This window comes from Paractinoplanes bogorensis (genome assembly GCF_018829635.1).
GTDB classification, from domain to species: Bacteria; Actinomycetota; Actinomycetes; order Mycobacteriales; family Micromonosporaceae; genus Actinoplanes; species Actinoplanes bogorensis.
In genome coordinates this window covers 72,004-96,548 of sequence record NZ_JAHKKG010000002.1, presented here as the reverse complement: position 1 = coordinate 96,548, position 24,545 = coordinate 72,004, and the positions used below count along the sequence as shown (strand labels likewise).

General features: G+C 68.9%; 21 protein-coding genes and 1 pseudogene. 11 read left to right on the top strand and 11 right to left on the bottom strand.

Translation table 11 applies throughout. From position 1 onward, the window contains the following. The 3 genes from KOI35_RS05220 to KOI35_RS05210 all read right to left on the bottom strand — a co-directional run bounded on the left by KOI35_RS05220 (position 1) and on the right by KOI35_RS05210 (position 2,139). Positions 1 to 1,386: a hypothetical protein gene (locus tag KOI35_RS05220; protein WP_215784900.1), complete on the bottom strand. Its 1,386-nt coding sequence runs from the start codon at positions 1,384 to 1,386 to the stop codon at positions 1 to 3. Continuing rightward, the gene (locus KOI35_RS05215; protein WP_215784899.1) at positions 1,386 to 1,832 is read right to left on the bottom strand and encodes a hypothetical protein; all 447 of its coding nucleotides are present in this window, start codon (positions 1,830 to 1,832) and stop codon (positions 1,386 to 1,388) included. Before KOI35_RS05215 ends, KOI35_RS05220 begins: the two co-directional genes overlap by 1 nt. A 109-nt stretch (positions 1,833 to 1,941) precedes the next feature. Next, positions 1,942 to 2,139 (bottom strand): acyl-CoA carboxylase epsilon subunit, encoded by a 198-nt coding sequence (locus tag KOI35_RS05210; protein WP_215784898.1) that lies wholly within the window; start codon positions 2,137 to 2,139, stop codon positions 1,942 to 1,944. 101 nt (positions 2,140 to 2,240) lie between these two features. Between KOI35_RS05210 and KOI35_RS05205 the strand changes: the two are divergent. The 5 genes and pseudogenes from KOI35_RS05205 to KOI35_RS05190 all read left to right on the top strand — a co-directional run. Continuing rightward, positions 2,241 to 3,449, top strand: a pseudogene (locus tag KOI35_RS05205) (serine/threonine-protein kinase); the annotation flags it as partial. Positions 3,450 to 5,075: 1,626 nt separating this feature from the next. After that, entirely contained in the window at positions 5,076 to 5,849 is a 774-nt protein-coding gene (locus KOI35_RS49405; protein ID WP_498371304.1) for a serine/threonine kinase C-terminal domain-containing protein, read from the top strand. Between the two features lie 63 nt (positions 5,850 to 5,912). Continuing rightward, on the top strand, positions 5,913 to 6,116 hold the full coding sequence (locus KOI35_RS05200; RefSeq protein ID WP_215784897.1) for a hypothetical protein: 204 nt from the start codon (positions 5,913 to 5,915) through the stop codon (positions 6,114 to 6,116). Positions 6,117 to 6,157: 41 nt separating this feature from the next. Continuing rightward, positions 6,158 to 6,889: a M50 family metallopeptidase gene (locus KOI35_RS05195; protein ID WP_308120862.1), complete on the top strand. Its 732-nt coding sequence runs from the start codon at positions 6,158 to 6,160 to the stop codon at positions 6,887 to 6,889. Positions 6,890 to 6,980: 91 nt separating this feature from the next. Next, positions 6,981 to 7,631: a M50 family metallopeptidase gene (locus tag KOI35_RS05190; protein ID WP_215784895.1), complete on the top strand. Its 651-nt coding sequence runs from the start codon at positions 6,981 to 6,983 to the stop codon at positions 7,629 to 7,631. Between the two features lie 188 nt (positions 7,632 to 7,819). Here KOI35_RS05190 and KOI35_RS05185 read toward each other — a convergent pair whose 3' ends face one another. Continuing rightward, entirely contained in the window at positions 7,820 to 9,409 is a 1,590-nt protein-coding gene (locus KOI35_RS05185; protein ID WP_215784894.1) for an acyl-CoA carboxylase subunit beta, read from the bottom strand. Between the two features lie 163 nt (positions 9,410 to 9,572). Between KOI35_RS05185 and KOI35_RS05180 the strand changes: the two genes are divergently transcribed. Further along, on the top strand, positions 9,573 to 12,554 hold the full coding sequence (locus KOI35_RS05180) for a hypothetical protein (protein ID WP_215784893.1): 2,982 nt from the start codon (positions 9,573 to 9,575) through the stop codon (positions 12,552 to 12,554). Positions 12,555 to 12,868: 314 nt separating this feature from the next. Here KOI35_RS05180 and KOI35_RS05175 read toward each other — a convergent pair whose 3' ends face one another. After that, on the bottom strand, positions 12,869 to 13,600 hold the full coding sequence (locus KOI35_RS05175; protein WP_215784892.1) for a dienelactone hydrolase family protein: 732 nt from the start codon (positions 13,598 to 13,600) through the stop codon (positions 12,869 to 12,871). A 152-nt stretch (positions 13,601 to 13,752) separates the two neighbouring features. Between KOI35_RS05175 and KOI35_RS05170 the strand changes: the two genes are divergently transcribed. Continuing rightward, positions 13,753 to 14,604 carry a biotin--[acetyl-CoA-carboxylase] ligase gene (locus tag KOI35_RS05170; RefSeq protein WP_215784891.1) on the top strand — a complete coding sequence of 284 codons (852 nt, stop codon included), beginning with the start codon at positions 13,753 to 13,755 and terminating at the stop codon, positions 14,602 to 14,604. A gap of 4 nt (positions 14,605 to 14,608) precedes the next feature. Beyond that, positions 14,609 to 15,253, top strand: a complete 645-nt coding sequence (locus KOI35_RS05165) for a PH domain-containing protein (RefSeq protein ID WP_215784890.1) — start codon at positions 14,609 to 14,611, stop codon at positions 15,251 to 15,253. Here the strand turns inward: KOI35_RS05165 and KOI35_RS05160 are convergent. From KOI35_RS05160 to KOI35_RS05145, 4 genes are all read right to left on the bottom strand, one after another. Then, complete coding sequence (locus tag KOI35_RS05160; protein WP_215784889.1) at positions 15,246 to 15,899, bottom strand: double zinc ribbon domain-containing protein; 654 nt, start codon at positions 15,897 to 15,899, stop codon at positions 15,246 to 15,248. The two genes, KOI35_RS05165 and KOI35_RS05160, sit on opposite strands and share 8 nt — an antisense overlap. 92 nt (positions 15,900 to 15,991) lie before the next feature. Beyond that, positions 15,992 to 16,513 (bottom strand): GtrA family protein, encoded by a 522-nt coding sequence (locus KOI35_RS05155; RefSeq protein ID WP_215784888.1) that lies wholly within the window; start codon positions 16,511 to 16,513, stop codon positions 15,992 to 15,994. Between the two features lie 26 nt (positions 16,514 to 16,539). Beyond that, a complete protein-coding gene (locus KOI35_RS05150) occupies positions 16,540 to 17,139 on the bottom strand; it encodes a GtrA family protein (RefSeq protein WP_215784887.1) in 600 nt (199 codons plus the stop codon). Then, complete coding sequence (locus tag KOI35_RS05145) at positions 17,120 to 17,872, bottom strand: sigma-70 family RNA polymerase sigma factor (protein ID WP_215784886.1); 753 nt, start codon at positions 17,870 to 17,872, stop codon at positions 17,120 to 17,122. The genes KOI35_RS05150 and KOI35_RS05145 overlap by 20 nt, the downstream gene beginning before the upstream one ends. A gap of 248 nt (positions 17,873 to 18,120) precedes the next feature. On the opposite strand from KOI35_RS05145, the gene KOI35_RS05140 reads away from it, so the two are divergent. Continuing rightward, entirely contained in the window at positions 18,121 to 19,950 is a 1,830-nt protein-coding gene (locus tag KOI35_RS05140) for a phosphoenolpyruvate carboxykinase (GTP) (RefSeq protein ID WP_215784885.1), read from the top strand. A gap of 80 nt (positions 19,951 to 20,030) precedes the next feature. On the opposite strand, the gene KOI35_RS05135 is transcribed toward KOI35_RS05140, so the two are convergent. After that, entirely contained in the window at positions 20,031 to 21,617 is a 1,587-nt protein-coding gene (locus KOI35_RS05135) for a hypothetical protein (protein ID WP_215784884.1), read from the bottom strand. A gap of 95 nt (positions 21,618 to 21,712) precedes the next feature. Here KOI35_RS05135 and KOI35_RS05130 point away from each other — a divergent pair, with 95 nt between their 5' ends. Beyond that, positions 21,713 to 22,819, top strand: a complete 1,107-nt coding sequence (locus KOI35_RS05130) for a geranylgeranyl reductase family protein (protein ID WP_215785494.1) — start codon at positions 21,713 to 21,715, stop codon at positions 22,817 to 22,819. A 32-nt stretch (positions 22,820 to 22,851) separates the two neighbouring features. Further along, positions 22,852 to 23,634 (top strand): isoprenyl transferase, encoded by a 783-nt coding sequence (locus KOI35_RS05125; RefSeq protein ID WP_215784883.1) that lies wholly within the window; start codon positions 22,852 to 22,854, stop codon positions 23,632 to 23,634. Here KOI35_RS05125 and otsB read toward each other — a convergent pair. Beyond that, positions 23,631 to 24,437 carry a trehalose-phosphatase gene (gene otsB, locus KOI35_RS05120; RefSeq protein WP_215784882.1) on the bottom strand — a complete coding sequence of 269 codons (807 nt, stop codon included), beginning with the start codon at positions 24,435 to 24,437 and terminating at the stop codon, positions 23,631 to 23,633. The genes KOI35_RS05125 and otsB overlap by 4 nt on opposite strands. Positions 24,438 to 24,545: the final 108 nt, after the last annotated feature.

Here is a 24,545-nt window from a genome sequence, read left to right as displayed (position 1 = left end):
TTAAAGGCCGATCGCTGGCCCGGGGTCAATGCGCTTTTCGCGAGGGGGTAGGACCACGGGAGCCACTCCTTCGGCCGTCTCCCACGGATTGTCTGGATCCCAGTTCGTCGACTCAGATTCCGATCCGTTTGACCCTCTCCGTCCGCCGACGTGCCCGAGGGGTGTGGTTCCACTGAGATGTCCTGACAACGCATTCGAGTGCGTGCTGGACCGAGTCTGTGGCTCGCTGCCGCCGATCATGCCGCCGACAGGGTTAACTCGGTTGATTGCCGACCTCGTCGAACCTGGCTGCGCGATTCCGCCACCCGGAACAGTGCCGATTAAACCACCAGGTGGCATTGCGTGCAGCCCGCCGCCCGAAATTGCGTTTCCGGGGCGAATAAATCCCTCTCGAGGTCCGTTAACGCTGCGGCCAAGATTGGATACTGGAGGAACGGCAGACGGGTTAGCCGGAGGAAGGTAGCCGTTGCCAGGCGGCAGCATGCCGGTATTCCCAATGAGGCCAGGTGCGCCGCCACTAGGCGATGGTGACGGAACCCCGTTGATGCCGGGCGGCGTAAGCGACGGCGCCAGCGGCACCTGGTTGGCTCCGCCTAGGACGAGACCCGGTTGCGCACCACTTGTCACTGGCGGTGCTGTCGCTGCCGGCGGCAGAGTATTTGTGGGGAACGTTGTTGAGGGGCGCTGAGTTGAGGGTGCGCTCGCGCTCCCGCCTGGATAAACGGGCGTGATTGGCGGGATTGGCGGAGCGGTATACGGTTGGCCTTCGTTAATGTGCTTGGTGTCGTCGGTCAGAATTTGCCGGTACGGCGTGGGGGTTCGGATGCTGACCTGAGCCTGCGCCAAATCTCCGCTCACTCCGCTCAGCAAGACGACTGCCTGCTGGTGGAGCTCCTCTTGACGGCCCGGCGCGAAAGGTGGCTGCTCGCCGCTTGGGCTGGGAGAAGGCTGGGGCTGACCGCTCGTGTTTGCCTTTTTTGCGTTGAAGTCGGCCAGCGCCTGCTCGTTGCCCAGGTATTCGCGGGCGATCTCGTCCATCTTCTTCTGGGCGAGACTGATCGACAGCGTTGCTGAGGCGAAGGCGTCGTGGTTGGCGATCGCGGCCTCGTAAGTTTCCTCAAGGTTGGCGATCAGCTCGTTCAGGCGGCTGATGTAGGCCTCGGAAGCCTTGTTCGTCGCCGGCGGCCAGGCTGCCGCCAGGTTGTCGCGGTAGTTCTGGACCTGCCAGCGGTGCTCGTTGATCAGGTCGGCCGAGCGCTTCCAGCCCGTCAGCAACTCGTAGTGCTTGTCGGTGTCGGGGTTTTGGATGTTGGCCTGCATCTGCTGCATGGTCATCATGCCCCAGGGCGTGCCACCGGCCCCGCCGCCGCCTGCTGCGACCAGCATCAGAGGTCTCCCTCGTTGGTCCTGGGCACCGAGTAGGTGCCCTGCGCCGGGATGCCCACGTCGTCGAGGGCCTTGTTCACGTCCGAGACCCGGGCGTGGGAGAAGGCGTCAGTGCCGCTGTACTGCTTGCTGACCTCGGACGCGGCCGTGGCGAAGCTCTGGGTGCCGTTCGCGTAGTTGTAGACGTTCTGATGAGTGACGTCCTGCGCCATGTTGTGCGCGGTCAGGAACGACGTCAGCTCGACGAACTCGCCGGGCGGGTGGGGCAGTTCGGCGCCCATCGACTCGGAGATGCTGGCCATGTGGGGCGCGTAGCTGTCCTGGACGTTGGCGGCCAGCTGGGCCGCGAACTTCTCCATCGCCTGGATGTCGGCCTCGATGGCGCCGAAGTCGGTCGTGCCGTAGTCACGCAGCCACGCGGGGCCCAGGTCTTCTTGCGGAATCATCCGCGTCACCCCCGAATCCGAAAACCCATCACAAGTACGCGAAGCGTCTGTGAGAGTAGTCGGTCACTGCCAGCGCCGGGGGACCCTGTGGACAGTGACGAATGATGATCTAGCGGGGCCGGGCCGAGGCTTTCCATGAGCGCGGACCCATCGAGGGCCGTGATGATCTCGACCACGTCGAGGACGCCGGTGGAGGCGCGGCGTCATCAACTTTGCTGGATGCGGCGGCCAGCACGGTGACCAAGGCGGCCAGCTCAGCCGGGGTCGGTTCGCCTCGCACGACGCTGACCAGCGGTTCCTCATCCATAGACAGAGCGTACGACGTTCGCACCCACCGGCGGTGACACGCATCCCACACTCGGCTGATCGATTCGCTGTGGCTCGACATGACCGGGTATTTTCTCCGTGATGTCTTCCTCTCCCCCGCTTGTAGTCGCTGACCGTTACCGGCTCGTCGCGCCGCTCGGTCAGGGCGGGATGGGTCGTGTCTGGCGGGCGACCGATGTCGTCCTGCACCGTGAGGTCGCCATCAAGGAGCTGGTGCCGCCGCCCGGTCTGACCGCGGGTGAGCGCCAGGAGATGCGCGAGCGGTCGCTGCGTGAGGCGCGTGCGATCGCCCGGCTCAACAACATCAACGTGGTCCGCGTGTTCGACGTGCTGCGCACCGACGCCGACCCGTGGATCGTCATGGAATACGTTCCGTCCCGGTCACTGCAGGACACGCTGGCCGCCGATGGACCGTTCAGCCCGGTCCGTACGGCGGAAATGGGTCTCGGTGTTCTCAACGCCCTCCGCGCCGCGCATCGGGCCGGGGTCGTGCACCGCGACGTCAAACCGGGCAACGTGCTGATCGGTGCCGACGGTCGTGTCGTGCTGACCGACTTCGGCCTGGCCACGGTGCCGGGCGACCCCAACGTCACCCGTACGGGACTCGTGCTCGGCTCCCCGGCCTACATCGCGCCCGAGCGGGCCCGCGACGGTTCGGCCGGCCCCGCCGCCGACCTGTGGTCGCTGGGCGCCACGCTCTACGCCGCGGTCGAGGGTGCCTCGCCGTTCGCGCGTCCCTCCGCGATCGCCACGCTGGCCGCGCTCGCCACCGAAAATCCGCCGCCCGCGCGCAATGCCGGCCCGCTGAAGCCGGTGCTCAACGGCCTTCTGCGCAAGGACCCGACGCACCGGATCAACGCCGAAGAGGCCGAGCGCCTGCTGCTGCGCGCGGCCGGCCGGCGTTCCAAGCTGAGCTTCCCGATGAGCCCGACCATGCGCCGTCCCGGTGTCGGCCGCGACCGCACGGCGCTCACCGGAGGCACTGTCGGTACGCCTGTCGTGCCTGGTCCGCGGCCTCCGGTCGCCCGTCCGTCGGGTCCGCCGGTCAACCCTGGTCCGGCCGGTGCCGGTGACGGCCGGCCGCCGATCTTCGCGCCGGGCAAGGCGCCGGTGGGTCGTCCCACGCCCGAGCCGCCCGCTCGTCGCCGTCCCGCTGCCGAACCTCCGACGCGCAACCGTCCGGCCGCCGAGACGCCCACCCGGGTCGACGGCCCCAAGATCGATGCCCCGCGCATGGATGCCACCCGCGTCGACGGCCCCCGAGTCGATGCCACGCGCGTCGATGGTCCGCCGGTTCAAGACGACAAAACCACCGTTTTCGGTACGCAGTCTTCACCCGCCCCACATTCCACCGGAGGCCTTTCCCGTACGTCTCGTGGAGCGCAACCCGGGTTCACGGCCGCCGACGTCGCGGCCAACCGGCGTAAGAAGGCCGCCCCCGAGCACGAGAAGTCCCTGTCCGACGCGACCGGCCTGATCCCGCGCGTCAAGGACGAGCCACCGGCCGATCCGACCACCCGGATCGCGTTCCCGCTGAAGAACCGTCCGTCCGAGTCGACGCCGCAGGCGAAGTCCGCACCGGGCCGGGCGCCCGACGCCGACAAGACGACGAAGATCTCCGAGCCGGTCGACCAGACCACCAAGATCACGGAACCGGCGCGGAAGCCCGGCGCCGCTCCGGAAGCCAAGCCCGCGAGCGCCGGACGGACGGACGCGACCCAGGTCGTGAGCCCCGGCAAGACCAGGCCCGCCAAGTCGGCGCCGGCCAAGCCCACGCCCACGAAGTCCACATCGGCCAAGTCCACGGCCGAGAAGTCGACACCGGCCGCCGGCGACACCGACGCCGGCCGAGCGACCGGGTCTGACGGCGGCGTGGGCGCAGGCCCCTCGGTAGCCACGAGTGGTGTGTCCGACCGTGTCGGCGCGAGCGATCGACCGGCGGCGTCCGACGGCAAGACCTCGCATGACGAGGCGGCTCCGGGCGTAACAGCGCTGTCCGGTTCGCCGGTCACGGATGACGCGGACGACCAGCCTGATGCGACGGGCCCGTCGGCCGGGCACGAGCGAGAGACCGGTTCGAGCGATCCGGCGATATCGGTCGAGACCAGTCCGACCGCGCCCTCGGGCGTCTCGGCCGGCTCCGACCGGTCGAATGCCGAGCACGCGATCACCGACGAAACCGCGGTCGACGCCGGCGCGAGCGACATTAAGGCAAGCGGCGCGAACACGAGCGGCGCGGCCGACAAGGCGGCCTCGGATGTCGCGACGGATGGATCCGGCGCGACTGGTGCGTCGAGCCGGGCGTCGTCGGGTGCTGTGACGGACGAGTCCGGCGCGAGCGGCGCGGCCAACGCGAGCGGCGCGGCCAACGCGAGCGGCGCGGCCAACGCGAGCGGCGTGGCGACCGACGGACCCGGCGCGGCGAATCAGACAACTCTGGGTACCGCGACGGACGGACCCGGCGCGGGCGGCACGGCGAACCAGACTGCCTCAAGTGCCGCGTCGAATCCACCCGGCAGCAGCGAGGTCGCCAGCCGGTCGGACGCTGGCGGGCCGGGCGCGGGTGTCGGCGCGAGCGACGCCAGTGAGTTCGGCGTGGACATCGACGATGCTGCCGGAGCGGATGCCGGCTCGGGTGGCACCGCCCCCGCGGACGAGAGCGCAGACGACGCCACCCCGGCCGAAACGAGCCGTGGGAGTGAGTCTTCGGCCGGTGCGGCGACGCGCGACGACGCGACCACCAAGCACCCGAAGCGGCCCGCCGGCACCACGGCCCCGGCCCAGCGGAGCAAGGCGAAGACCGAAGCGCCGAAGCCGGACGAGGTCGAAGCCACCACCACCCTCGCGGCCGCCGCGCTGGCCGACCGGACGACCAAGATCGCGGCGCCGGTTGATACGCCGGACGACGATGACGCGATGGCGCCGCTTCCGGCGTTCAACCGGCCGAGCCGGCCCGCCTGGGTGCCCATGCCGGTGGGTCAGACGCCCGGCATCACGGTCTTCGGCACCCGGCTCACCTATGGCCAGGCCGCGATCGGCGGCGGTGTCATCCTGCTGATCATCGTGCTGGTGGCCGTGATCATCGCGCGCGGTGCGGGTGACAGCGGCAGCGATCAGGGCCAGGCCAACGCCGTGGTCCCGACCGCCTCGGCCGGTGCTGCGGCTCCCAGCGGCGGCGCCTCTCAGACGCCTTCGAAGACGGCCACGACCGCCCCGTCGTCGGCCGCCCCGACGACCCCGGCCGGGCTGACTCTCCCCAGCACCTGGCGTATGTACACCGACAGCAGCGGTTTCAAGATGCCGCTGCCCAAGAGCGCGTCGATCTCGCGGTCCGATACCGAGACTCAGATCCGGTGGAACAACCGCTACCTGCTGATCGACCAGACCGACAAGCCGAAGCCGGACGCTCTCGAGGACTGGAAGCAGCAGGAACGCGACCGGGCCGGCAGCTCGTACCGGAACTATCAGAAGGTCAAGCTGGTCGCGGTCGACAACTACTTCGAGCAGGCGGCCGACTGGGAGTTCTACTACACGACCAGCACCGGCAATCGGCAGCACGCCGTCAAGCGCAACATCATCGTGAGCGACAGCCAGGCGTACTCGATCTCCTGGTATGTCTCGCCCGAAGACTGGGGACCTTCCCAGAACGATCTCAAGCTGATCTACCAGGGTTTCCAGCCCAAGAAGTAACTCCCGTGAGTGACAACGGACATGAATGGGTAGTTCATGTCCTGTCACGGACGGAGGTGCGACATGAGCTGCCGACGACACGGCAGGAAGTCCACGCTGGCCCTGTGGATGCTGGTGGCCGTTGCTGACCTGGCCATCCTCACGGCGGCCACGGGAGCACTGGTCATGCTCACGATCGTTGCGCTGCTGGCGGTGTTCGCCGGCGGGGTGATGGCGGCCCGGCAGCTCACTAAGCGCCCAGACGAAGTAGCCCGACGCCGGGCGTAACAGGCCGCACATAGCCGGATCGGATAAAGTTCCGCGCTGTGATCGACGGTGTGACTGACCTCTGGGACAAGCTGCTCGGCGCCCAGCCCGACCCGCCTGGCCTGCTCGTGCTGCTCACCGCCCTGGCGGGGCTGGTCGCGGTGGCGTTTCGTCCGGTCTGGCGGGTCGCCCGCAACGCCGTCACGATCGCCCACGAGGGTGGCCACGCGCTGTTCGCCCTGCTCACGGGTCGTCGGCTGCGGGGCATCAGGCTGGAGTTCGACACGTCCGGCCTGACCCTGTCGTCGGGTCGTCCGACCGGTCCGGGCATGATGCTGACCCTGCTCGGCGGCTACATCGCGCCGTCCCTGGTCGGCCTGCTCGGCGCCTGGCTGCTCGGCGGCAACCGGATCACGCTGCTGCTCTGGCTGGCCGTGGTGCTGCTGCTCCTCATGCTGATCAACATTCGGAACCTGTTCGGCGTCCTGTCGCTGGTGATCACCGGCGCGATCGTCCTGGCCGTCTCGTGGTACGCATCTCCACAGGTGCAGGCGATTTTCGCGTACGCGGGAGTCTGGTTCCTGCTCTTCGGCGGTGTGCGACCGGTCTTCGAGTTGCAGAGCCTGCGCCGCCGCGGCCGGATGCCCGAGTCGGACGCCGATCAGCTCGCCCACATCACGCACGTGCCGGCGCTGTTCTGGGTCGGCGTCTTCCTGATCGTCAACCTGGTGGCCCTGGTGATCGGCGCGTTCCTGCTGGCCGGCCAGTGGCTTCCCGAGGTGTCCGCCGGCTAGCCGGTAACCGGATCGGTAGCGGCCGATCGGGCACTACGCGCAGGCAATCCACCGATACCTTCCGTGATGGGGTTCGGCCTACCGTCACGCCATGGAACCCCTGGGCCTGGCCTGGACAACCGCCCTGGTGGCGTGGGTCGCGGCCGTGCCGTTGGGGCGCTTCACGATGCACACGATCACGGTCACGCACGAGGGCGGCCACACCCTGCTCGGCGTGCTCACCGGCGTCAAGGTCGGCCGCATCAAGGTCAACGGCGATGGTGGCGGCGAGACCGGGTTCCCGCCGAAGATCCCTTGGCTCGCCGACGTTCTCATCACGCTGGCCGGCTATCTGGCGCCGTCCGCGGTCGGGCTGGGCGGAGTGTTCCTGCTGCTCCACGACCGAGCCGAGTGGGTGCTCTGGATCAGCGTGGTCATGCTCGGGCTGCTGGTGTTCAAGATGGGCAATCCGCTGGGATTCGTCGCCGCCATCGGCACCGGCGTGGTGCTTTGGTACGTCGCCACGCACTGGTCCGACCAGGCACAATTGGCTTTCACGTACGCCTGGGTCTGGTTCCTGCTGATCGGCGGCGCTCGCACGATCACCGGCTTGTTCTGGGGCGTCCGCAATGGCGACAAGGGCTCGGACGCGGCCGTCATGCAGCGCCTCACCCTGCTCGGCGACGTCGTCTGGCTGGCCTTCTTCTGGCTGGCCGCGATGGCCGCCCTGATCTACGGTGGCGTCAAACTGCTGCACCTCTGACAGCGCGAGACTGGCTGTCGCCTGAAAGCGGCGCGAGGCTGGCTGCCGCTTGAAAGCGGCGCGAGGCTGTCGCTTGAAAGCGGCGCGAGGTTGACTGTCGTTTAAAAACGGCGCGAGACTGCCGCTTGAAAACGGCGCACGGCTGGCGGCGCTGGAAAACGGCGGGCCGTCCCGACCCGGCCGAAGCGTCAGAGCGGAATGTTGCCGTGCTTCTTCGGCGGCAGGGTCTCGCGCTTGGTCCGCAGGGTCCGCAGCGCCCGCGTGATCTGCGCCCTAGTCTCCGACGGCATGATCACCGCGTCCACATAGCCCCGTTCGGCCGCGATGTACGGGTTGGCCAGCGTGTCCTCGTACTCCTGGATCAGCTCGGCCCGCCGCGCGGCGGGGTCGTCGGCTGCGGCCAGCTCGCCGCGATACAGGATGTTGACCGCGCCCTGCGCTCCCATCACCGCGATCTGGGCGGTCGGCCAGGCGAAGTTCAGATCGGCGCCGAGGTGCTTCGACCCCATGACGTCATAGGCTCCGCCGTACGCCTTACGCGTGATCACCGTGACCTTGGGGACCGTGGCCTCGGCGTACGCGTAAATAAGCTTGGCTCCCCGCCGGATGATGCCGTCCCACTCCTGCGACGTGCCGGGCAGGAATCCGGGCACATCGACGAAGGTCACGACGGGAATGTTGAAGGCGTCGCACGTACGGACGAAACGGGCTGCTTTTTCCGAGGCGGCGATGTCGAGCGTGCCCGCGAAATGCATGGGCTGATTGGCGACCACTCCGACCGGGCGGCCCTCGACCCGGCCGAAACCGACCACGATGTTCTGCGCGTAGAGCGGCTGCACCTCGAGGAATTCGTCGACGACCGTCTCGACGACCTTCTTGATGTCGTACGGCTGATTGGCCGAGTCCGGGATCAGCGAATCGAGTGCGCGGTCCTCGTCCGAGGGCGCGAGATCGGCCGGCATCTCGAACACGGTCGGGTCGTCGAGGTTGTTCGACGGCAGATAGGAGAGCAACGCGCGCACGTAGTCGATCGCATCGTCCTCGTCGGACGCCAGGTAGTGCGCGTTTCCGCTGCGCGTGTTGTGCGTCCGCGCACCGCCCAGCTCCTCCATGCCGACCTCTTCGCCGGTCACCGTCTTGATCACGTCGGGGCCGGTGATGAACATGTGGGACGTCTGGTCGACCATCACGGTGAAGTCGGTGATCGCGGGGGAGTAGACCGCGCCGCCCGCGCACGGACCCATGATCAGCGAGATCTGCGGGATGACGCCGCTGGCCCGGACGTTGCGGAAGAAGATGTCGGCGTACAGCCCGAGCGCGACCACCCCCTCCTGGATGCGCGCGCCGCCGGAGTCGTTGATCCCGATGATCGGGCAGCCGATCTTCATGGCCAGGTCGAGCACCTTGACGATCTTTTCGCCGAACACCTCGCCCAGCGAACCGCCGAACACCGTGAAGTCCTGCGAGAACACGCAGACCTGCCGGCCGTCGACGGTTCCGTAGCCGGTGACCACGCCATCGCCGTACGGGCGGTTCTTCTCCAGCCCGAAATTGGTCGACCGGTGCCGGGCCAGCTCGTCGAGTTCGACGAACGAGCCCTCGTCGAGCAGCATCTCGATGCGTTCGCGGGCCGTCTTCTTGCCCCGGGCGTGCTGTTTCTCGACCGCGCGGGCCGATCCGGCATGCACGGCCTCGTCGTCGCGCCGGGCGAGGTCGGCGAGCTTGCCGGCGGTGGTGTGGATGTCGGCCTGGACCGCGTCGTCCTGGTGGGTGGTCACGCTCGTTCCTCACGCTTCGCCGGGCTTCTACTCGTCAGTAGTTGATCGTAGTGCGCCCGGAGCCTGTGCTGCCGATCCCGCGCGATCGGGCCGTCCGGCGCTAGCAGACCCGATGGCGGGACGTGCGCGTTTCGCACGCAATGCCCCATTCGTTACCTGTGTCGTGACCAACTGGATGACCGCGGCCGGCATCGCCCTCATCGCCGGGGGGCTCGCCACACTGGTCTGTTTCCGCTCCGTGCTTTTCGGTGGCGGCCGGCGATCCCGGACAAAGACCACCGAACCGCCCGCCGATATCCAGCCCCCGTCATCCCGGTCCCGATCGGGTCGCCGCCGGGGCCACGCGGCCGAGATCTCGCCGGCCGAGGACGGTGGCGGCTTGGCGCTGATCGGCCTGGCCGACGAGGACGAGCGTCAAGAGCTTTCCCCGTACGAGGACGGCTATCTCGCCCCCGACGAGCAACAGGCGGACGGCCACGAGCTGAGCGGTTCTGCGGCCGGTGAGCACGCGCCAACCGATCGCGCGTTTGGTGATCGTGCGGTGGACGATCGCGCGTTTGACGACCGCGAGTTGGACGATGCTGCGGTTGGTGACCGTGTGTTGGCCGGCCGCGCGTTTGATGACCGCGAGTTGGACGATGTTGCGTTTGGTGATCGTGCGTTGGCCGATCGCGCGTTGAGCGACCGCGCGTTTGATGACCGCGAGTTGGACGATGTTGCGTTTGGTGATCGTGCGTTGAGCGGCCGCGCGTTTGATGACCGCGAGTTGGACGATGTTGCGTTTGGTGATCGTGCGTTGAGCGGCCGCGCGTTTGATGACCGCGAGTTGGACGATGTTGCGTTTGGTGATCGTGCGTTGAGCGACCGCGCGTTTGATGACCGCGAGTTGGACGATGTTGCGTTTGGTGATCGTGCGTTGGCCGACCGCGCGTTTGATGACCGCGAGTTGGACGATCCTGCGTTTGCTGAGCGCTCGCTGGACGGGCTTGTGGCGGACGAGCAGGCACTCGAAGGTCACGGGTTGGATGAGCGCCGGTTGGACGTTCGAACGCTGGATGAGCGCGGGCCGACCGACGGCGTGGTCGACGAGCATGCGTGGGGGCCGGCGCTCGACGCCCGTGAGCCGGTGATCGGCGGCTTGGCGTCGGATGAGCGCGCGATGGACGGTTCTGCTTTCGGTCATCGATCGACGGCCCGGCGTGCGGTCCGGCAGCGTTCGTCGGATGGACGTTCGGGCGGCGGGCGTGGACGAGGCCGGCGCGGAGCGAATGCCGGTGCGCCCAGTACCCGCGGGTTTGACGGTGGTGCGTTCAACGGAGGCGCGATCGAGGACGGCGCTACGGAGAGGCCTGTAGCCGGCGCCGCGCAGAGGTTTGTAGCCGACGCTGCGGAGAGGCCTTTAGTCGGCGCCGCGGAGGAGTCGGCCGCCGGTGCGCGTCCGGTCATGAAACGCGCACCCGGTGAACGCGGTGTCGACCGGCGTTTCCTCGATGCGCGCATGGCCAACGTGCGGGTGCGCGGACCGCGTGGAGCGAACACGACTCCGGCCGTCGACCGTGGGGCCGGAGCCGGAGCCGGAGCCGGAGCCGGAGCCGGGGGCGGGGGCGGGGGCGGGGTTCGTGGTGTGGGCGATGGACCGTTCGATGACCGCGACCGGCTCGGCGATCGCGCGTTCGCCGAGGGGGCGGCCGGTGTCGAAGGCTTGAACGAGCTCATTTCTGACGATGTGTTTGACGATCGCGCATTCGCCGGCGAAATGTCCCGCGGTGGCGGTCCGCGCGAGCGCTTTCCTGACGGTGGCGGGTTTGCGAATCGCGCGTTTGCCGGCGAAATGTCCCGTGGCGGCCCGCACGAGCGTTCATCCGACGAGGGCGATTTCGTCCGCGGCGAGCATGGCGAACGAGCGTTCGCCGACGGTGTTTTCGGCGAGCCGGCCGTTGGTGAACCGCTCGCCGGTGCGCGTTCGGCCGGTGGTCGCCCCGGTGGAAAGCGAGCCCCCAAACGCCGTTCGTTCGACGCTCGACTGGTCGGTTCGCAGCTGACCGGTGTGACCAGCGCCGACGTCGGCGACCGGGTCTTCGAGGGACGCCGGTTCGACCGTTCGCGCCACGACGATCCGTCCGACGGCCGTGCGTTTGGTAACGACGGCGCAGACGGTGACGCCTATGTCGGTGGTCGCTCGTTGGGCGACGGCGGCGTCGATGGTCGCGCGTTTGGTGCCGGCGGCGTGGAAAAGCGAGCGGTGGACGACGGTCGCGCGTTTGGTGCCGGCGGCGTGGAAGACCGAGCGGTGGACAACGGTCGCGCGTTTGGTGGCGACGGCACCGAGACCATGGCTGACGGTGGCTATGTGCACGTCGAAGGTGCACTGAACGAACGCGCCCGCCGTGAACGTGGTCATGCGCGCACGGCGGGTGCGTCCGGCGCACCGATGCCGGGTGAGCTTGCGTTCGAAGACCGCGAGACGAGCGTCGGCTATGTGCGCGATGAGCGTTCGTTCGATGAGTACGCACTCGACGGACGTTCGTTCGCTCAGCGGCCGGCGGCGCGCAACGACACCCAACAGCCGGGGCACCCGGAGGAGCGTTACGGCCATCGGATCGCGGGCTGGGTGCGCCCCGAGTATCAGCACGTTCCCGAGGAGCCGCCGTCCGGCGAATACTGGACGCCGATTCCGGTCGAGCTGGACGCTGATCCCGAGCCGTCGGCCAAGGGATACGGCTGGCCGATGCCGGTCGAACGGTTGCCGTCCGTTCCCGACTACGAGCCGTCCACGGGTTTTGACCTGGCGCCGGTCGAGCACGAACCGACCGAGGTTGTCACCGCGTTGCCGACCGGGCGGGCCCGGCGAGGTCGCGGAGATCGGGGCAATCGGGTGCGGCTGCCTCGGAGCTGGTCCGATCGGGACGAGAAGCACGACGGCTACGGTGACGAGCCACCCGCCCGTGAGTGGCGGGTCGAGAACGAATCCACCCAGGGCCGGCGCCGCGGCGATTCCACTCAACTGTTCGCCGCCGTACCCGACGATCCGCCCCCGGCCGACCGGCGGCGCCCCCGTCCGCGGCCGCGTGCTTCCGCCGAGCCGACGGACCGCACCACGACGATGTACGTCAGCCGCCATGCGGCCGAGCCCCCGCCGAGCTGAACACGGGACCGCCGCCCCGCCGCAAAAGCGAGGCGCACGGGACCGCCGCCGCGTCGCAAAGGCGAGGCGCATGGGACCGCGGCCCCGCCACAAGGCGAGGTGACGGGACCGCGGCCCTGCCACAAGGCGAGGTGACGGGACCGCCGCCGCGCCGCAAGGCGAGGCGCACAGGACCGCGGCTCCGCCACAAGGGCGAGGTGCACGCGACCGCGGCCGCGCCACAAGGGCGAGGCGCACGCGACCGCGGCCGCGCCACAAGGGCGAGGCGCACGCGACCGCCGCCCCGCCGCGAAGGGCGAGGCGGCGGAACGGTGTCAGCCCAGGTGTCGCTGGAAGAACCGGTTTCCGGAGTCCGCCTCGAACGCCGGCACCCCGGTGTGCCCGCCCATGTTGGCGTGCAACGTCTTCTCCTTGGACCCGAACGCGTCGAACAGGTCCAGGGCCAGCTGCCGGTCGTTGCCCTCGTCGTCCCACTGCAGCAGGACGTGCAGTGGGATCGTCACCTGCCGCGCCTCGGCGAACATCACCCGGGGCACGTAACTGCCGGCGAACAGGACGGCCGCCGCGACGCGGGGTTCGACCAGCGCCATCCGTACGCCGATGGCGAGCACCCCGCCCGCGAAGCCGACCGGTCCGTCGGCGATCTCGGGCTGCTGTTGGACCGCGTCCAGGGTGATCCGCCACTCCGGCACCGCCTGGTCGACCAGTGGGAGGACCAGGCGTTCGACGATCTCGTCGTGGACCGGTTCGCCTGCTCGGACCGCCCGTTGCAGGTCGGCGCGGGCCTCGTCGACGGCGGGCAGCCGGGGCCGATCGCCGGCTCCGGGGAGTTCGATGGTGATGCCGGCGAACCCCTGGGCCGCGGAGTGCCGGGCCCGGGCCGCCAGCCGGGAGTGCATCCGGTCGAGACCGCCGGGGTGACCGATCAGGATGAGTGGCGCGGGGGCGGCGACCGGCGGCGTCCACAGGATGCCGTTGATGTCGCCGAGAGTGAATTGGCGCTCGAGAACACCGTCGTCGAAGCGCTGCTCAGAATGGAATTGCATGGCCAGGCCTTTCGAAAGCGATTCAGGCGCTCCCGGACGACCTATCGCCCGACCGTGACCCCTGAGGGGAGCACCCACGTCGAAATGTTCACGGGTACCACCTCCTCGGTCTGTTACACGGCCCCGAAAAGGTAGCACGCTACGCTCGGTGAATGGTCTCGCCGTTCACCGATCTCGACCGACCTCCGCTGTCGCCGCGCTCGCTCGAGCGCGCGTTGGTCACCCCGGGCAGCCTGTGGTCGCGCATCGACGTGCGCGCCGAGACCGCCTCGACGAACGCCGACGTCACCGCGGCCGCAGTGCGCGGGGAGCCCGAGGGTCTTGTCGTCGTCGCCGAGCAGCAGACCGCCGGACGGGGGCGTCGTGACCGTCAGTGGACCTCGCCGGCCCGGGCCGGGCTCACGCTGAGTGTGCTGCTGCGCCCGGGGCTGGCCGACCGGGAGCGGGACTGGCCCGCCCTGGCGCCCGCGTCGTTCGCCTGGCTGCCGCTGCTGGCCGGGGTGGCCCTGCTCGAGGCGGTCGAGCGGGTGGCCGAGGTCGAGGCGGGCCTGAAGTGGCCCAACGACCTGCTCGTGAACGACGGCAAGTGCGCCGGCATCCTGGCCGAGGTGTCCGGCGACGCCGTCGTGGTCGGCCTCGGCCTCAACGTGACGACCCGGGCCGAAGAGTTGCCCGAGACCACGGGCCTGCCCGCAACGTCACTGCGGGTGGCGGGCGCCGCCGTCACCGATCGCGACCCACTGTTGCGGGCTCTGCTGCGAAACTTCGCTTCCTGGTACGCGGGCTGGCGTGAGGCGGCCGGCGACGCGGAGATGTCCGGGCTGCTCGCCGCCTACCGACGCGGGTGCGCGACGATCGGGCAGCAGGTCCGGGTGCTGCTGCCCGCGGGACAGACCCTCACCGGCGAGGCGACCGAGGTGGATCGGGACGGTCAGTTGGTCGTCCGGACGGCGGACGGCGCCACCCATCGCGTCTCGGCGGGTGACGTGTTGCACGTACGCTGACCGCGTGGCGTTCCCGGACGAAGTGCTGGTCGACGAGGAAGAACTCGTCCTGCACCTGCATCCCCATTGGAAGGCGGCCCTGCGGCCGGGCCTGCTCGTGCTGCTCGCGGTCGTCGTCACCGCAGTGGCCTGGGTGATGCTGCCCAGCGACGGCTGGATCGCGTTCCTCGTGGTCGCCGCGATCATGGCCTATCAGGGCATCCGGTACGGGGTGGTGCCGCTGGTCGTCTGGCGGTGCACCCACTACGTGCTGACCGACGAGCGGATCCTGTTGCAGGACGGGGTGATCGCGCGGGAGCGGCGGGATCTGCCGCTCAACCGCATCAACGACCACGTGGTGACGCAGAGCGTGCTCGACCGCCTGTTCGGATCGGGCACCCTCAAGGTCGACTCGATCGGCGAGCAGGCCGCGATTCTGGCCGCGGTGCCGAAGGCCCAGCAGGTGCAGAACCTGCTTTACGAGCTGATCGAGCAGGATCGAGTGCGCCACCCCGAGGACGATGAGGACGAGGACGAGCCCGAGGTCCCCGTACAGCGAAAGGGTCTTTTCCGAAGGAGGCCGGCGCCCGGAGGAAGGCCGGCGCCCGGAGGAAGGCCAGCGCCCGGAGGAAGGCCAGCGCCGGAAGGAAGAAGGCCGACCCCTAGGTAGTGGGCGAACCGCAACCGGTGCAGAACATCGCGTTCGCGGCGACCTGGGTGCCGCACTGGCCGCAGAAGCGCTTGGCCTCGGACGCGGCCGCCAGCGGAGTTCCACAGTGCTGGCAGTACTTGCCGCCGCCGGTCTCGCCGGAGCAACTGGGGCATCGGCCGACCGCGGGCTGCCCATAGACCGTGCCCTGGGTCCAGTCGGTCTGCCGGATCCGGTCGTTGAGCTGGTCGACCTGGGCCCGCGCCTGGAGGCCGACGATCTCCTGGTCGAGTTTCGGGGCGCAGGTCACGCAGACCCCGCGCTCGGCGTTCCAGCAGACCGGGCCGCAGATCCACTCACCGCAGCGGTGGCACTGGTGGAAGTGCGGGCGGATCTCCTCGACCGCTTCCTGCAGCGCCTTGTCGCGGGCCGGGCCGCGGCTGTCGTTCAACCACGTGGCGTTGTAGCCGAGGTCGGAGGCTTTCCGGCCCCACTCGCCGCCGATCAGGTCGCCGCCCATGCGCAGCAGCTTGCCGCCGAAGTTCGTCACCGAGCGCTTGTACGACGACGAGTAGCCGTTCCCGCAGCGCTCGCAGAAGAACTCGAACTGGTAGCCCTCTTGCGTCGAGTGGTCGGAATAGTTGTCGGTGAACCCGAACATCCCCATGTCGCATCCCTCTCGAAAACCCTCCGAGACGCTACGGCAAGAGGTCTGACTTTTCGAGGAGAACGAGCCTGTTTACATAAACATCGAATCTGTCAGCGGGAGGGCTGGGGATCCTCGGCGCTCAGCTCGGCCAGGCCGGCCACCGCGTCCAGTTCGGCGAGGTCGGCCTCGTGCCCGTCGACCGGCGGCTTGAGGAAGACGAACGTGCGGTAGGCCCAGAAGCGGAACACCGTCGCGACCACGATGCCGGCCGCCGTGACGGCCATGAAGGCGTGCGCGTCGTTGGCCTCGGTCAGGCCGAAGCCGTACTTACCGATGGCGATCGACCCGGACTGGATGACCATGCCGACCAGATTGAAGCCGAAGAACAGGGTGTACTCCCGCCGCAGCGCCGTCCGGCTGTGGTTGCGGTAGGTCCAGTACCGGTTCGCGATGTAGGCCAATGTGGTCGTCACCACGGTGGCGATGACGCTGGCCTTGACGGCGCCGATCGGCAGGGCGACCCACGTGATCACCATGTAGAGCAGCGTGTTTCCGGCACCGATGACGCCGAACGCCAGGACTTCCGGAGCGAGACGGCGCAAGTGTTCCGTCAGCGCACGAGCTGAAGGCATTGGACAACCTTACGGGAGAGTGGCGGTTACGCCGAGTCACGAATGGGGGAAGGTGGCGGCGTCACACCCGCCGCTCGGTGTTCCTGTCGTGGTGGCGCATCCGGTGGGGTCGGGGCCGGAAAGACGAACCGGCGGTACGACCAGAAGCGGAACAGCGAGCCGGCGGCGGTGCCGACCAGTTGCCCCGAGATGTTGTCCGCGAGCTTGGTCTGGAAGATCGGGGAGAGCTGGCCGAGACCGTAGTGACTGATCGCCAGGCAGGCGAGCCCGATGCCCAGGCCGACCGCGTTGAGCACGAAGAACATCGTGTATTGCCGGGCCATGTGGGTGTGGGCGGCGTTGCGCCACGTCCAGAACCGGTTGCCGGCGAAGGCGAACGTGGTCGCGATCACCGTCGAGATGGTCTTGGCGATCAGGGTCTCGTAGTCGGCCTGCAGCAGCACGTTGAAGATCGCGACGTCGATCGTGAACGAGATGCCGCCGACGATGCCGAACTTGCCGAGCTCACGGACGAGCGCCCTCAATCGGGAACGCAAGCGCGAGGATTCGGGCACGGTCCCGAGAGTACCGGGGGCAATCACTACCCGCTGTTTTCGTTGGCGAGTCTTAACCCCCCGATCCCGCATGGTGACGTTGCCGGTACGGAGGGTGGATCTCACTGATCTCGGCAATCTCCGCCACTCTCTCGCGGCATTCACCGCACCACCTCAGATGTATGCGCATCCGGTTGCTGTCCCGCGGGGCGAGCCGCCCGCGCAGGTGGACGCCGAGCCGGTCGGCGGCCCAGCGACACTCCGGATGCTTGGCTGTTGCGACGTGTTGTTGCAGGTAGAGGCTGCGTAGCCCCTCCCGGGCGCGGTGCGCCAGCACGGCTACCGCGTTGGGTGTCATGCCCAGCATTCCGGCGACTTCGGCCGGACTGTTCCCTTCAACGGCGGTCTGCCACAACACGTCACGCCAGCGCTCGGGGAGCTGGCGGAACGCGGCCGCCGCGTACGTCCGCTCCAACCGGTCGAGCGCGGGGTCGGTGTAGGGCTGCCCCGCGTCGTACCGGGAAAGATCGTCGGTGAATTCGAGACGCCGGTCACGTCGGGCCCGGTGATAGCAGACATGTCGCATGGTCGTGTGCAGATAGGCGCGGAACGCGACGAGCGGGCCGCGGCCCGCTCGCAGCGAGGCGAAGACCTTGGCGAACGTCTCGGCGACCAGGTCGTCGACGTCGGCCGGGTCGCTGACCAGCCCGTACGCGAGCTGGCGGGCCGCAACCCGGTGGCGCTCGTAGAGCGTCCCGTACGCCGCGGTGTCACCGGCCCGGACGGCACTCAGCAGATCCGTGTCCGGTGGCTCCGGGATCGTCATTCCTGCCTCCTGCGGCGGGAGTAAGAGGAAAGCCCGATACCACCCAGCTTACGGCGCTTAATCCGTTTTGTGAAAGTCGAGGGTATGACCGCTCGATAACGATGTTGCGCGGAACTGCACCCTTCGGCGAAGGATCGATCGTCTATGCGCACCGAGGCCGAGGATTGTGCGGTTATCCACAGCAACGGCCGATGAACTGACAGTGTTCGGCCCCTAAGCTGAGCGAACTCACCGGCCCTCGTGGCCATTTGGTCAGTGCCGACCGAAGGAGATCCGCCTTGACGCAGCCCTCCGAGCACCCCCGCCTTCTCGCCTGGATCGACGAGGTGGCCGCCCTGACCACCCCCGACCGCATCGTGTGGTGCGACGGGTCGCAGGACGAGTGGACCGTCATCACCGACGCCCTGGTCGAGTCGGGCGCGCTGGTGCGCCTCGACCCCGAGAAGAAGCCGAACTCGTTCTGGGCCCGCACCGACCCGAACGACGTGGCCCGGGTCGAGGAGCGCACGTTCATCTGCTCGGTCGACCAGGCCGACGCCGGTCCGACCAACAACTGGATGGACCCGGCCGAGATGCGGTCGACCATGACCGAGCTGTACCGGGGCTGCATGCGCGGCCGGACGATGTACGTGGTGCCGTTCTGCATGGGCCCGCTCGACGCGCCGCAACCCATGTTCGGCGTCGAGCTCACCGACAGCCCGTACGTGGTGGCCAGCATGCGGATCATGACGCGCATGGGTACGGCGGTGCTCGAGGCGATGGGGACCGACGCCGAGTTCGTTCCGGCCCTGCACTCGGTGGGGGCGCCGCTCGAGCCCGGTCAGGCCGACGTCGCCTGGCCGTGCAACGAGACCAAGTACATCTCGCACTTCCCGGAGAACCGCGAGATCTGGTCGTACGGGTCCGGCTACGGCGGCAATTCGCTGCTCGGCAAGAAGTGCTACGCGCTGCGGATCGCCAGCGTGGCCGCCCGCGACGAGGGCTGGCTGGCCGAGCACATGCTGATCATGAAGCTGACCTCACCCGAGGGGCAGGTCCGCTACATCGCGGGCGCGTTCCCGTCGGCCTGCGGCAAGACCAACCTGGCCATGCTCGAGCCGACCCTGCCCGGCTGGAAGGTCGAGACGGTCGGCGACGACATCGCGTGGATGCGCTTCGGTTCCGACGGCCGGCTCTGGGCCACCAACCCCGAGTTCGGGCTGTTCGGGGTCGCGCCCGGCACCGACTTCCACACCAACCCGAACGCGATGCGGACGCTCGCCCGGGGCAACTCGGTCTTCACCAACGTGGCCCTGACCGACGACGGCGACATCTGGTGGGAGGGCATGGGAACGCCGCCGGCCCACCTGGTCGACTGGCGCGGGAACGACTGGACTCCCGACAGCGAAAAAACCTCGAGCCACCCCAACAGCCGTTTCTGTACGCCGATCGAACAGTGCCCGATCCTGGCCGACGAGTACCACGACCCGCGCGGCGTCCCGATCGACGCGATCCTGTTCGGCGGCCGCCGCAAGACGACGATCCCGCTGGTCGCCGAGGCCCGCGACTGGGTGCACGGCGTATACATGGGTGCCACCCTGTCGTCCGAGACCACCGCGGCCGCCGTCGGCCAGGTCGGCGTGGTGCGGCGCGACCCGATGGCGATGCTGCCGTTCATCGGCTACCACGCCGGCGACTACTTCCAGCACTGGATCGACATGGCCAAGGGTGCGCCGGGCGACGCGGGCAAGCTGCCGAAGATCTTCTACGTCAACTGGTTCCGCCGCGACGACGAGGGCGGCTTCCTGTGGCCCGGCTTCGGCGAGAACAGCCGCGTTCTCAAGTGGATCGTCGAGCGCCTGGACGGCCGGGGCGAGGCGGTCGAGACGCCGATCGGCCTGGTGCCCACGGTCGCGGCCATCGACCGTACGGGATCCGACATCTCGGACGAGGCCCTGGAGGCGGTGCTGCGCGTCGACCGGGACGAGTGGCTGGCCGAGATCCCACAGGTCACCGAGTGGTTCGAGAAGTTCGGCGACAAGTTGCCGGCCGTCCTGTGGTCCGAACTGGACGCGCTGCGCGCACGCTTGCAGGACTGATCAGCGGGGTAATCCGCTGAGGTGACAACGATCGAGGTGGGGCGGCCGCGTGTGCTGCACGCGCTGGCCGCCCCTCCTGATCAGCCGATTCCGTACGCCCGGAAGACGGTGGCTTCCGTGTACGCGCCCGTGGTCATCGTGGCGCGAACCTTGAGGGCTACGAAGCTGCTCTTCGAGTTGGGGACGAGGGCGTACCAGGTGGCCCCGATCTTCTGAACCGGCACCGTTCGCCACGTGTTACCGCTGTCCGGCGACATCTGCGCGGTCAGCTTGCTCAGCTTCGGGTTGGTGCCGAGGTTGGCGTCCGGGTCGAACGTGCCGCGGAGCATCGTGATCGCGACCTTGGTGGTGCTGCTCGGCGCGGCCCGGTTGGTCATGCTGAGGCCGGTCGGGAACATCTGTACCGAGTAGACCCCGGCCAGTTCGCTGGCGCCCGGCTTGGCCAGGAACCGGTAGGTCGCCCGGGTGGTCGTGGACATCATCGACGACGGGAAGGTGATCTCGGGGTAGTAGCGGGTGGCGGTGTTGGTCAGCGTGTACCAGCCGGCCTTCTTGACCGTGTAGTACAGGTCGGTCGACTCCGGCTCCCAGCCCTTGTCCTGCTTGGTGGTCACCGTCTTCCCCTCGAACTGCACGGTCGTCAGGGCCTTGTCGCCGCCCTCGACCGAGCCGTCGCGGGGGAACGACGGATCGGTGAACCCCTCGTTCAGGTTGTACTGGATCCGGCCGTTGATCGTCTGCGGCAGCCGCGCGCTGGGGCCCCAGGCGGAGTTGAAGAAGCTCAGGTTGTACGACTTGCCGGAGGCGACCGTGCGCTTGGCGAAGTAGCTGCCGATGTTCCAGGTCTCGCCGGTCTTGGTCGGGGCCGACGAGCTGACCCGGACGTCCCACGTGCCGGGCGAGGCGTAGACGGTGGTGATGGTCGGCTTGTCGGTGCCGCCGAGCCCGGCGTACAGGTCGTTGCCGCATCCGCTGGTGAGCGGCTGCATCGCCAGGTCGGAGTAGATCGAACCGGACGGGCCACGCTTCTGGACCACGCGGATCTTGGCCAGGTCCTTCTGGGCGAAGGTGCGGCCCAGGCCGCCGGGCACGCCCGTGGTCTGGTGCATCACCGAGTAGGCGGCCGGGCCGCCGTTGTGGTCGCTCCACGAGCCGAGCGCGGCGAAGCCGAGGTAGGCCGACGAGTGCGGGATGACGTAGAGCTTCGTGGGCGGCGTGGCCGAGATCTCGACGTCCTCGCTCGCGCTGGTCCGGGTGCAGACGCGCATGCTGAGCTGATAATCCAGACCCTTGGGGACCGGGCTGAGGCCGAGCCCGACCGACTTGCCCTGGCGGGCGTCGACCGTCAGTTTGGTCGAGCCCGACACCTTCACCGCCTTGCCCGACAGCGTGACCGTGTCGCCGGTGGTGATCGAGGTCAGGACGGCGTACGTGCCGGCGGGCAGCTTCCGGGCCGTGCCGGAGCGCACCGAGTAGAGCTGGCTGCTCCGCACGTCGACGACCTTGACGCCCGCGCTGACCTTGGCGCCGTTCCGGTTGATCACGGTGACGGTGAGGGTGCTGGTGGCAGCGGCGGCGACGCCGACCCCCGCGCCCAGCAGCAGCACGGGAATCCCGGCCAGCGTCAGCCCGCGGACCAGGCGAGATCGTTTGAACAGAGAGAACATGATGAATCCCCCGCGGCGAAAAGGAGAGGTGCGCGCGCGATCATGCCATAGACGACGGTACGGTGTCGTCCCCTTCTGGTTAGGCTCAGAATGTGCTGGATTTCGACGTCGCCGTCATCGGTGCCGGGCCCGCGGGGTCGGCGGCGGCGATCGCGGCCTGTCGTGCGGGGGCGAGGGTTCTGTTGCTCGACCGCGCCGGCTTCCCGCGCGACAAACCGTGCGGCGACGGTATCGCGGCCGAGGCGGTGACCGTCCTGGAAGGACTCGGCGTGCACGGGGTCACCGACGGCTATCCGGCGATCGGGCGCCTCCGGCTGGTCGGGCCGGGTGGGTCGGCGGTGGCGCGGGAGCTGCCGCGGGTGGCGCACACGGTGCCGAGGCGGGTGTTCGACGAGCGGCTCGTGCGAGCGGCCGTCGCGGCCGGGGCCGAGTTGCGCCGGCACACCGTGCGCTCGATCCGGGACGACGGTGACGTGGTGACGGTCGACGACCGATTCCGGGCCGGAACGGTCATCGGGGCCGACGGGGCCGGCTCGGTGGTGCGGCGGGCGCTGGGTCATCCGGTCAACCCGCCGGGGCACCTGGCCGTCGCGATTCGCGGATACGCACCCACGACCAACACCGACGAGCAGGTCATCGTCACGACGCGGCAGCGCTGGCCGGCGTACGCGTGGGAATTCCCGCTCGGCGACGGCACCGCCAACGTCGGCTACGGGGAGGTGTTGCGCGGCGAGCCGCTGACCCGGGCGTACCTGCTGGAACGCCTTTCGGTCCTGATCCCCGGGGCGGTCCCCGACGGCGTACGGGGGCATCATCTTCCGCTCTCGACCTGGCGACCGCCGGCCTCGCGGGGGCGGGTGCTGCTGGCCGGTGACGCACTCTCGTTGATCAACCCGTTCACCGGCGAGGGCATCTTCTACGCGGTTCTCTCCGGATCGCTGGCCGGGCAGGCCGCCGCCGGCGGCACCGCATATAGAACAGCCCTGCGCGATCGGCTCGGCCGTCACCTGCGGCACTCGAGGTTCGCGGCCTGGATCAGCCGTCAGCCGCGTGTGGTCGACGCTGCGGTGGCCGCCGCCGACTCGGACGGTGCGGTCTTCGACCGGATGGTGGAGCTGGGCCTCGGTGACGGGGTTTTCGACCTTCGCACGATCGGACGCATCGTCTCCCGGTTAGGCCACCGTCACCCGGCCACCCCTTGAGTCGCCACCCGTGAGGGCTAGGGTTTGAGGCGATGAGTCTGAAGTCCCTGATCGTCACCCCGTTCTACCGCGTGTATGAGCGGCGGCTGGCCGGCAAGCTGGCCGGCAAGCCCGTGCCTCAACACGTCGGTGTCATGTGCGACGGCAATCGCCGCTGGGCCCGCGAGATGGGCTTCGTCGACCCCAACGACGGCCACCGCGTCGGCGCGGCCCGGGTCAAAGAGCTGCTCACCTGGTGCGACCAGGCCGGCATCAAGCACGTCACGCTTTATCTGCTGGCCACCGACAACCTGCGCCGCCCGGCGGCCGAGCTCGATCCGCTGGTAAAGATCATCGAAGATCTCGCCACCGAGCTGGCCGAGGACGGCAACCCCTGGCGGCTGCGCATGGTCGGTGCGCTCGACATCTTGCCCGCGGCCACCGCCGCGACGCTCAAGGCCGCACAGGAGAAGACCCGCGACCGTACGGTCGGGGTCGAGGTCAACATGGCGGTCGGCTACGGCGGACGCCGCGAGATCGCCGACGCCGTGCGGTCACTGCTGCACGAGCAGGCCGCGGCCGGCCGCACGATCGAAGAGATGGCCGAGATCCTCGACGTCGAGCACATCGCCGAGCACCTTTACACCCGTGGGCAGCCCGACCCCGATCTGGTCATCCGCACCAGCGGCGAGCAGCGGTTGTCGGGCTTCCTGCTGTGGCAGTCGGCGCACTCGGAGTTCTATTTCCACGACGCCAACTGGCCCGACTTCCGCCGCATCGACTTCCTGCGGGCGCTGCGGTCCTACGGCAACCGCCAGCGCCGTTACGGCGCCTAGAACCTTTCCAGGCCGCGGCTGAGGAAAGAGGCCACCTCGTCGGGCGACTCGAGGGTGAGGTCGGCCGCGCTGGACACCTCGGCGCCGGTCTCGGGGTTGGCCACCGCGACCGCGACCCCGAAGAACGCCGGATCGACGGCCTCGCGGGCGCGCAGCGCGTCGAACGCCTTGATGTCGGACATGTCGTCACCGAAATACCAGGCGCAGCCCGCGTTGCGGACGCCCTCGGTGATGACCATGCCCTTGTCCTGGTCGACCGGCGGCTTGAGCTCGACCACCATGCGGCCGGCCTGGATGCGCAGCCCGAGCCGCTCGGCCTGCTCGTGCCCCCAGCGCTCGACCGTGGACGCCTCGCCCGGGGCCGTGCGGTAGTGCAGCGCCACCGACAGGCGCTTGTATTCGATCAGGATCGAGGACGGCAGCTCGGCCCGGGCCCGCTCGGCCAGTTCGGCCATGGCGGGCACCCAGGGCTCGGCGGCGGGCTCAGTGACGACCTGGCCCTCGTGCCACACCTCGAGGCCGTAGAGGCCGTAGAGGTCGACGCGCTCGAGCGAGGCGAACCGGGACCGCAGGAAGCTGACCGGCCGGGCCGAGACGATCGCGACCCGCTGCACGGACTCGGCGAGCCGCTCGAGGACGCCGGGCACGGCGGAGACGGGCTGGGAGGCGTCCGGGTCGTCGGTGACCGGGGAGAGGACGCCGTCGAAGTCGAAGAAGAAGGTGGTCGACGACGCATGATCGGCGGTGAACGCCCAAGCCTCGTCGATGCTCAGCGGATGGGTCGGACGCGGAGTCTGTGCCACGTCGTCAGATTACCCGCCCCACGTCGGGTTTCATGCCGGAGAAATTCGCCGAGAGTTGAGCGTCACCCGTTTTTGCGTACTACCGCGTAGGGCAGTTGACCGCTAGCG

Coding starts and splice junctions, on each gene's coding strand:
- KOI35_RS05220 (WP_215784900.1), bottom strand. CDS start 1,386: ATGCTGGTCGCAGCAGGCGGCGGCGGGGCCGGTGGCACGCCCTGGGGC.
- KOI35_RS05215 (WP_215784899.1), bottom strand. CDS start 1,832: ATGATTCCGCAAGAAGACCTGGGCCCCGCGTGGCTGCGTGACTACGGC.
- KOI35_RS05210 (WP_215784898.1), bottom strand. CDS start 2,139: ATGGATGAGGAACCGCTGGTCAGCGTCGTGCGAGGCGAACCGACCCCG.
- KOI35_RS49405 (WP_498371304.1), top strand. CDS start 5,076: ATGGCGCCGCTTCCGGCGTTCAACCGGCCGAGCCGGCCCGCCTGGGTG.
- KOI35_RS05200 (WP_215784897.1), top strand. CDS start 5,913: ATGAGCTGCCGACGACACGGCAGGAAGTCCACGCTGGCCCTGTGGATG.
- KOI35_RS05190 (WP_215784895.1), top strand. CDS start 6,981: ATGGAACCCCTGGGCCTGGCCTGGACAACCGCCCTGGTGGCGTGGGTC.
- KOI35_RS05175 (WP_215784892.1), bottom strand. CDS start 13,600: ATGCAATTCCATTCTGAGCAGCGCTTCGACGACGGTGTTCTCGAGCGC.
- KOI35_RS05170 (WP_215784891.1), top strand. CDS start 13,753: ATGGTCTCGCCGTTCACCGATCTCGACCGACCTCCGCTGTCGCCGCGC.
- KOI35_RS05160 (WP_215784889.1), bottom strand. CDS start 15,899: ATGGGGATGTTCGGGTTCACCGACAACTATTCCGACCACTCGACGCAA.
- KOI35_RS05155 (WP_215784888.1), bottom strand. CDS start 16,513: ATGCCTTCAGCTCGTGCGCTGACGGAACACTTGCGCCGTCTCGCTCCG.
- KOI35_RS05150 (WP_215784887.1), bottom strand. CDS start 17,139: ATGCGGGATCGGGGGGTTAAGACTCGCCAACGAAAACAGCGGGTAGTG.
- KOI35_RS05145 (WP_215784886.1), bottom strand. CDS start 17,872: ATGACGATCCCGGAGCCACCGGACACGGATCTGCTGAGTGCCGTCCGG.
- KOI35_RS05135 (WP_215784884.1), bottom strand. CDS start 21,617: ATGTTCTCTCTGTTCAAACGATCTCGCCTGGTCCGCGGGCTGACGCTG.
- KOI35_RS05125 (WP_215784883.1), top strand. CDS start 22,852: ATGAGTCTGAAGTCCCTGATCGTCACCCCGTTCTACCGCGTGTATGAG.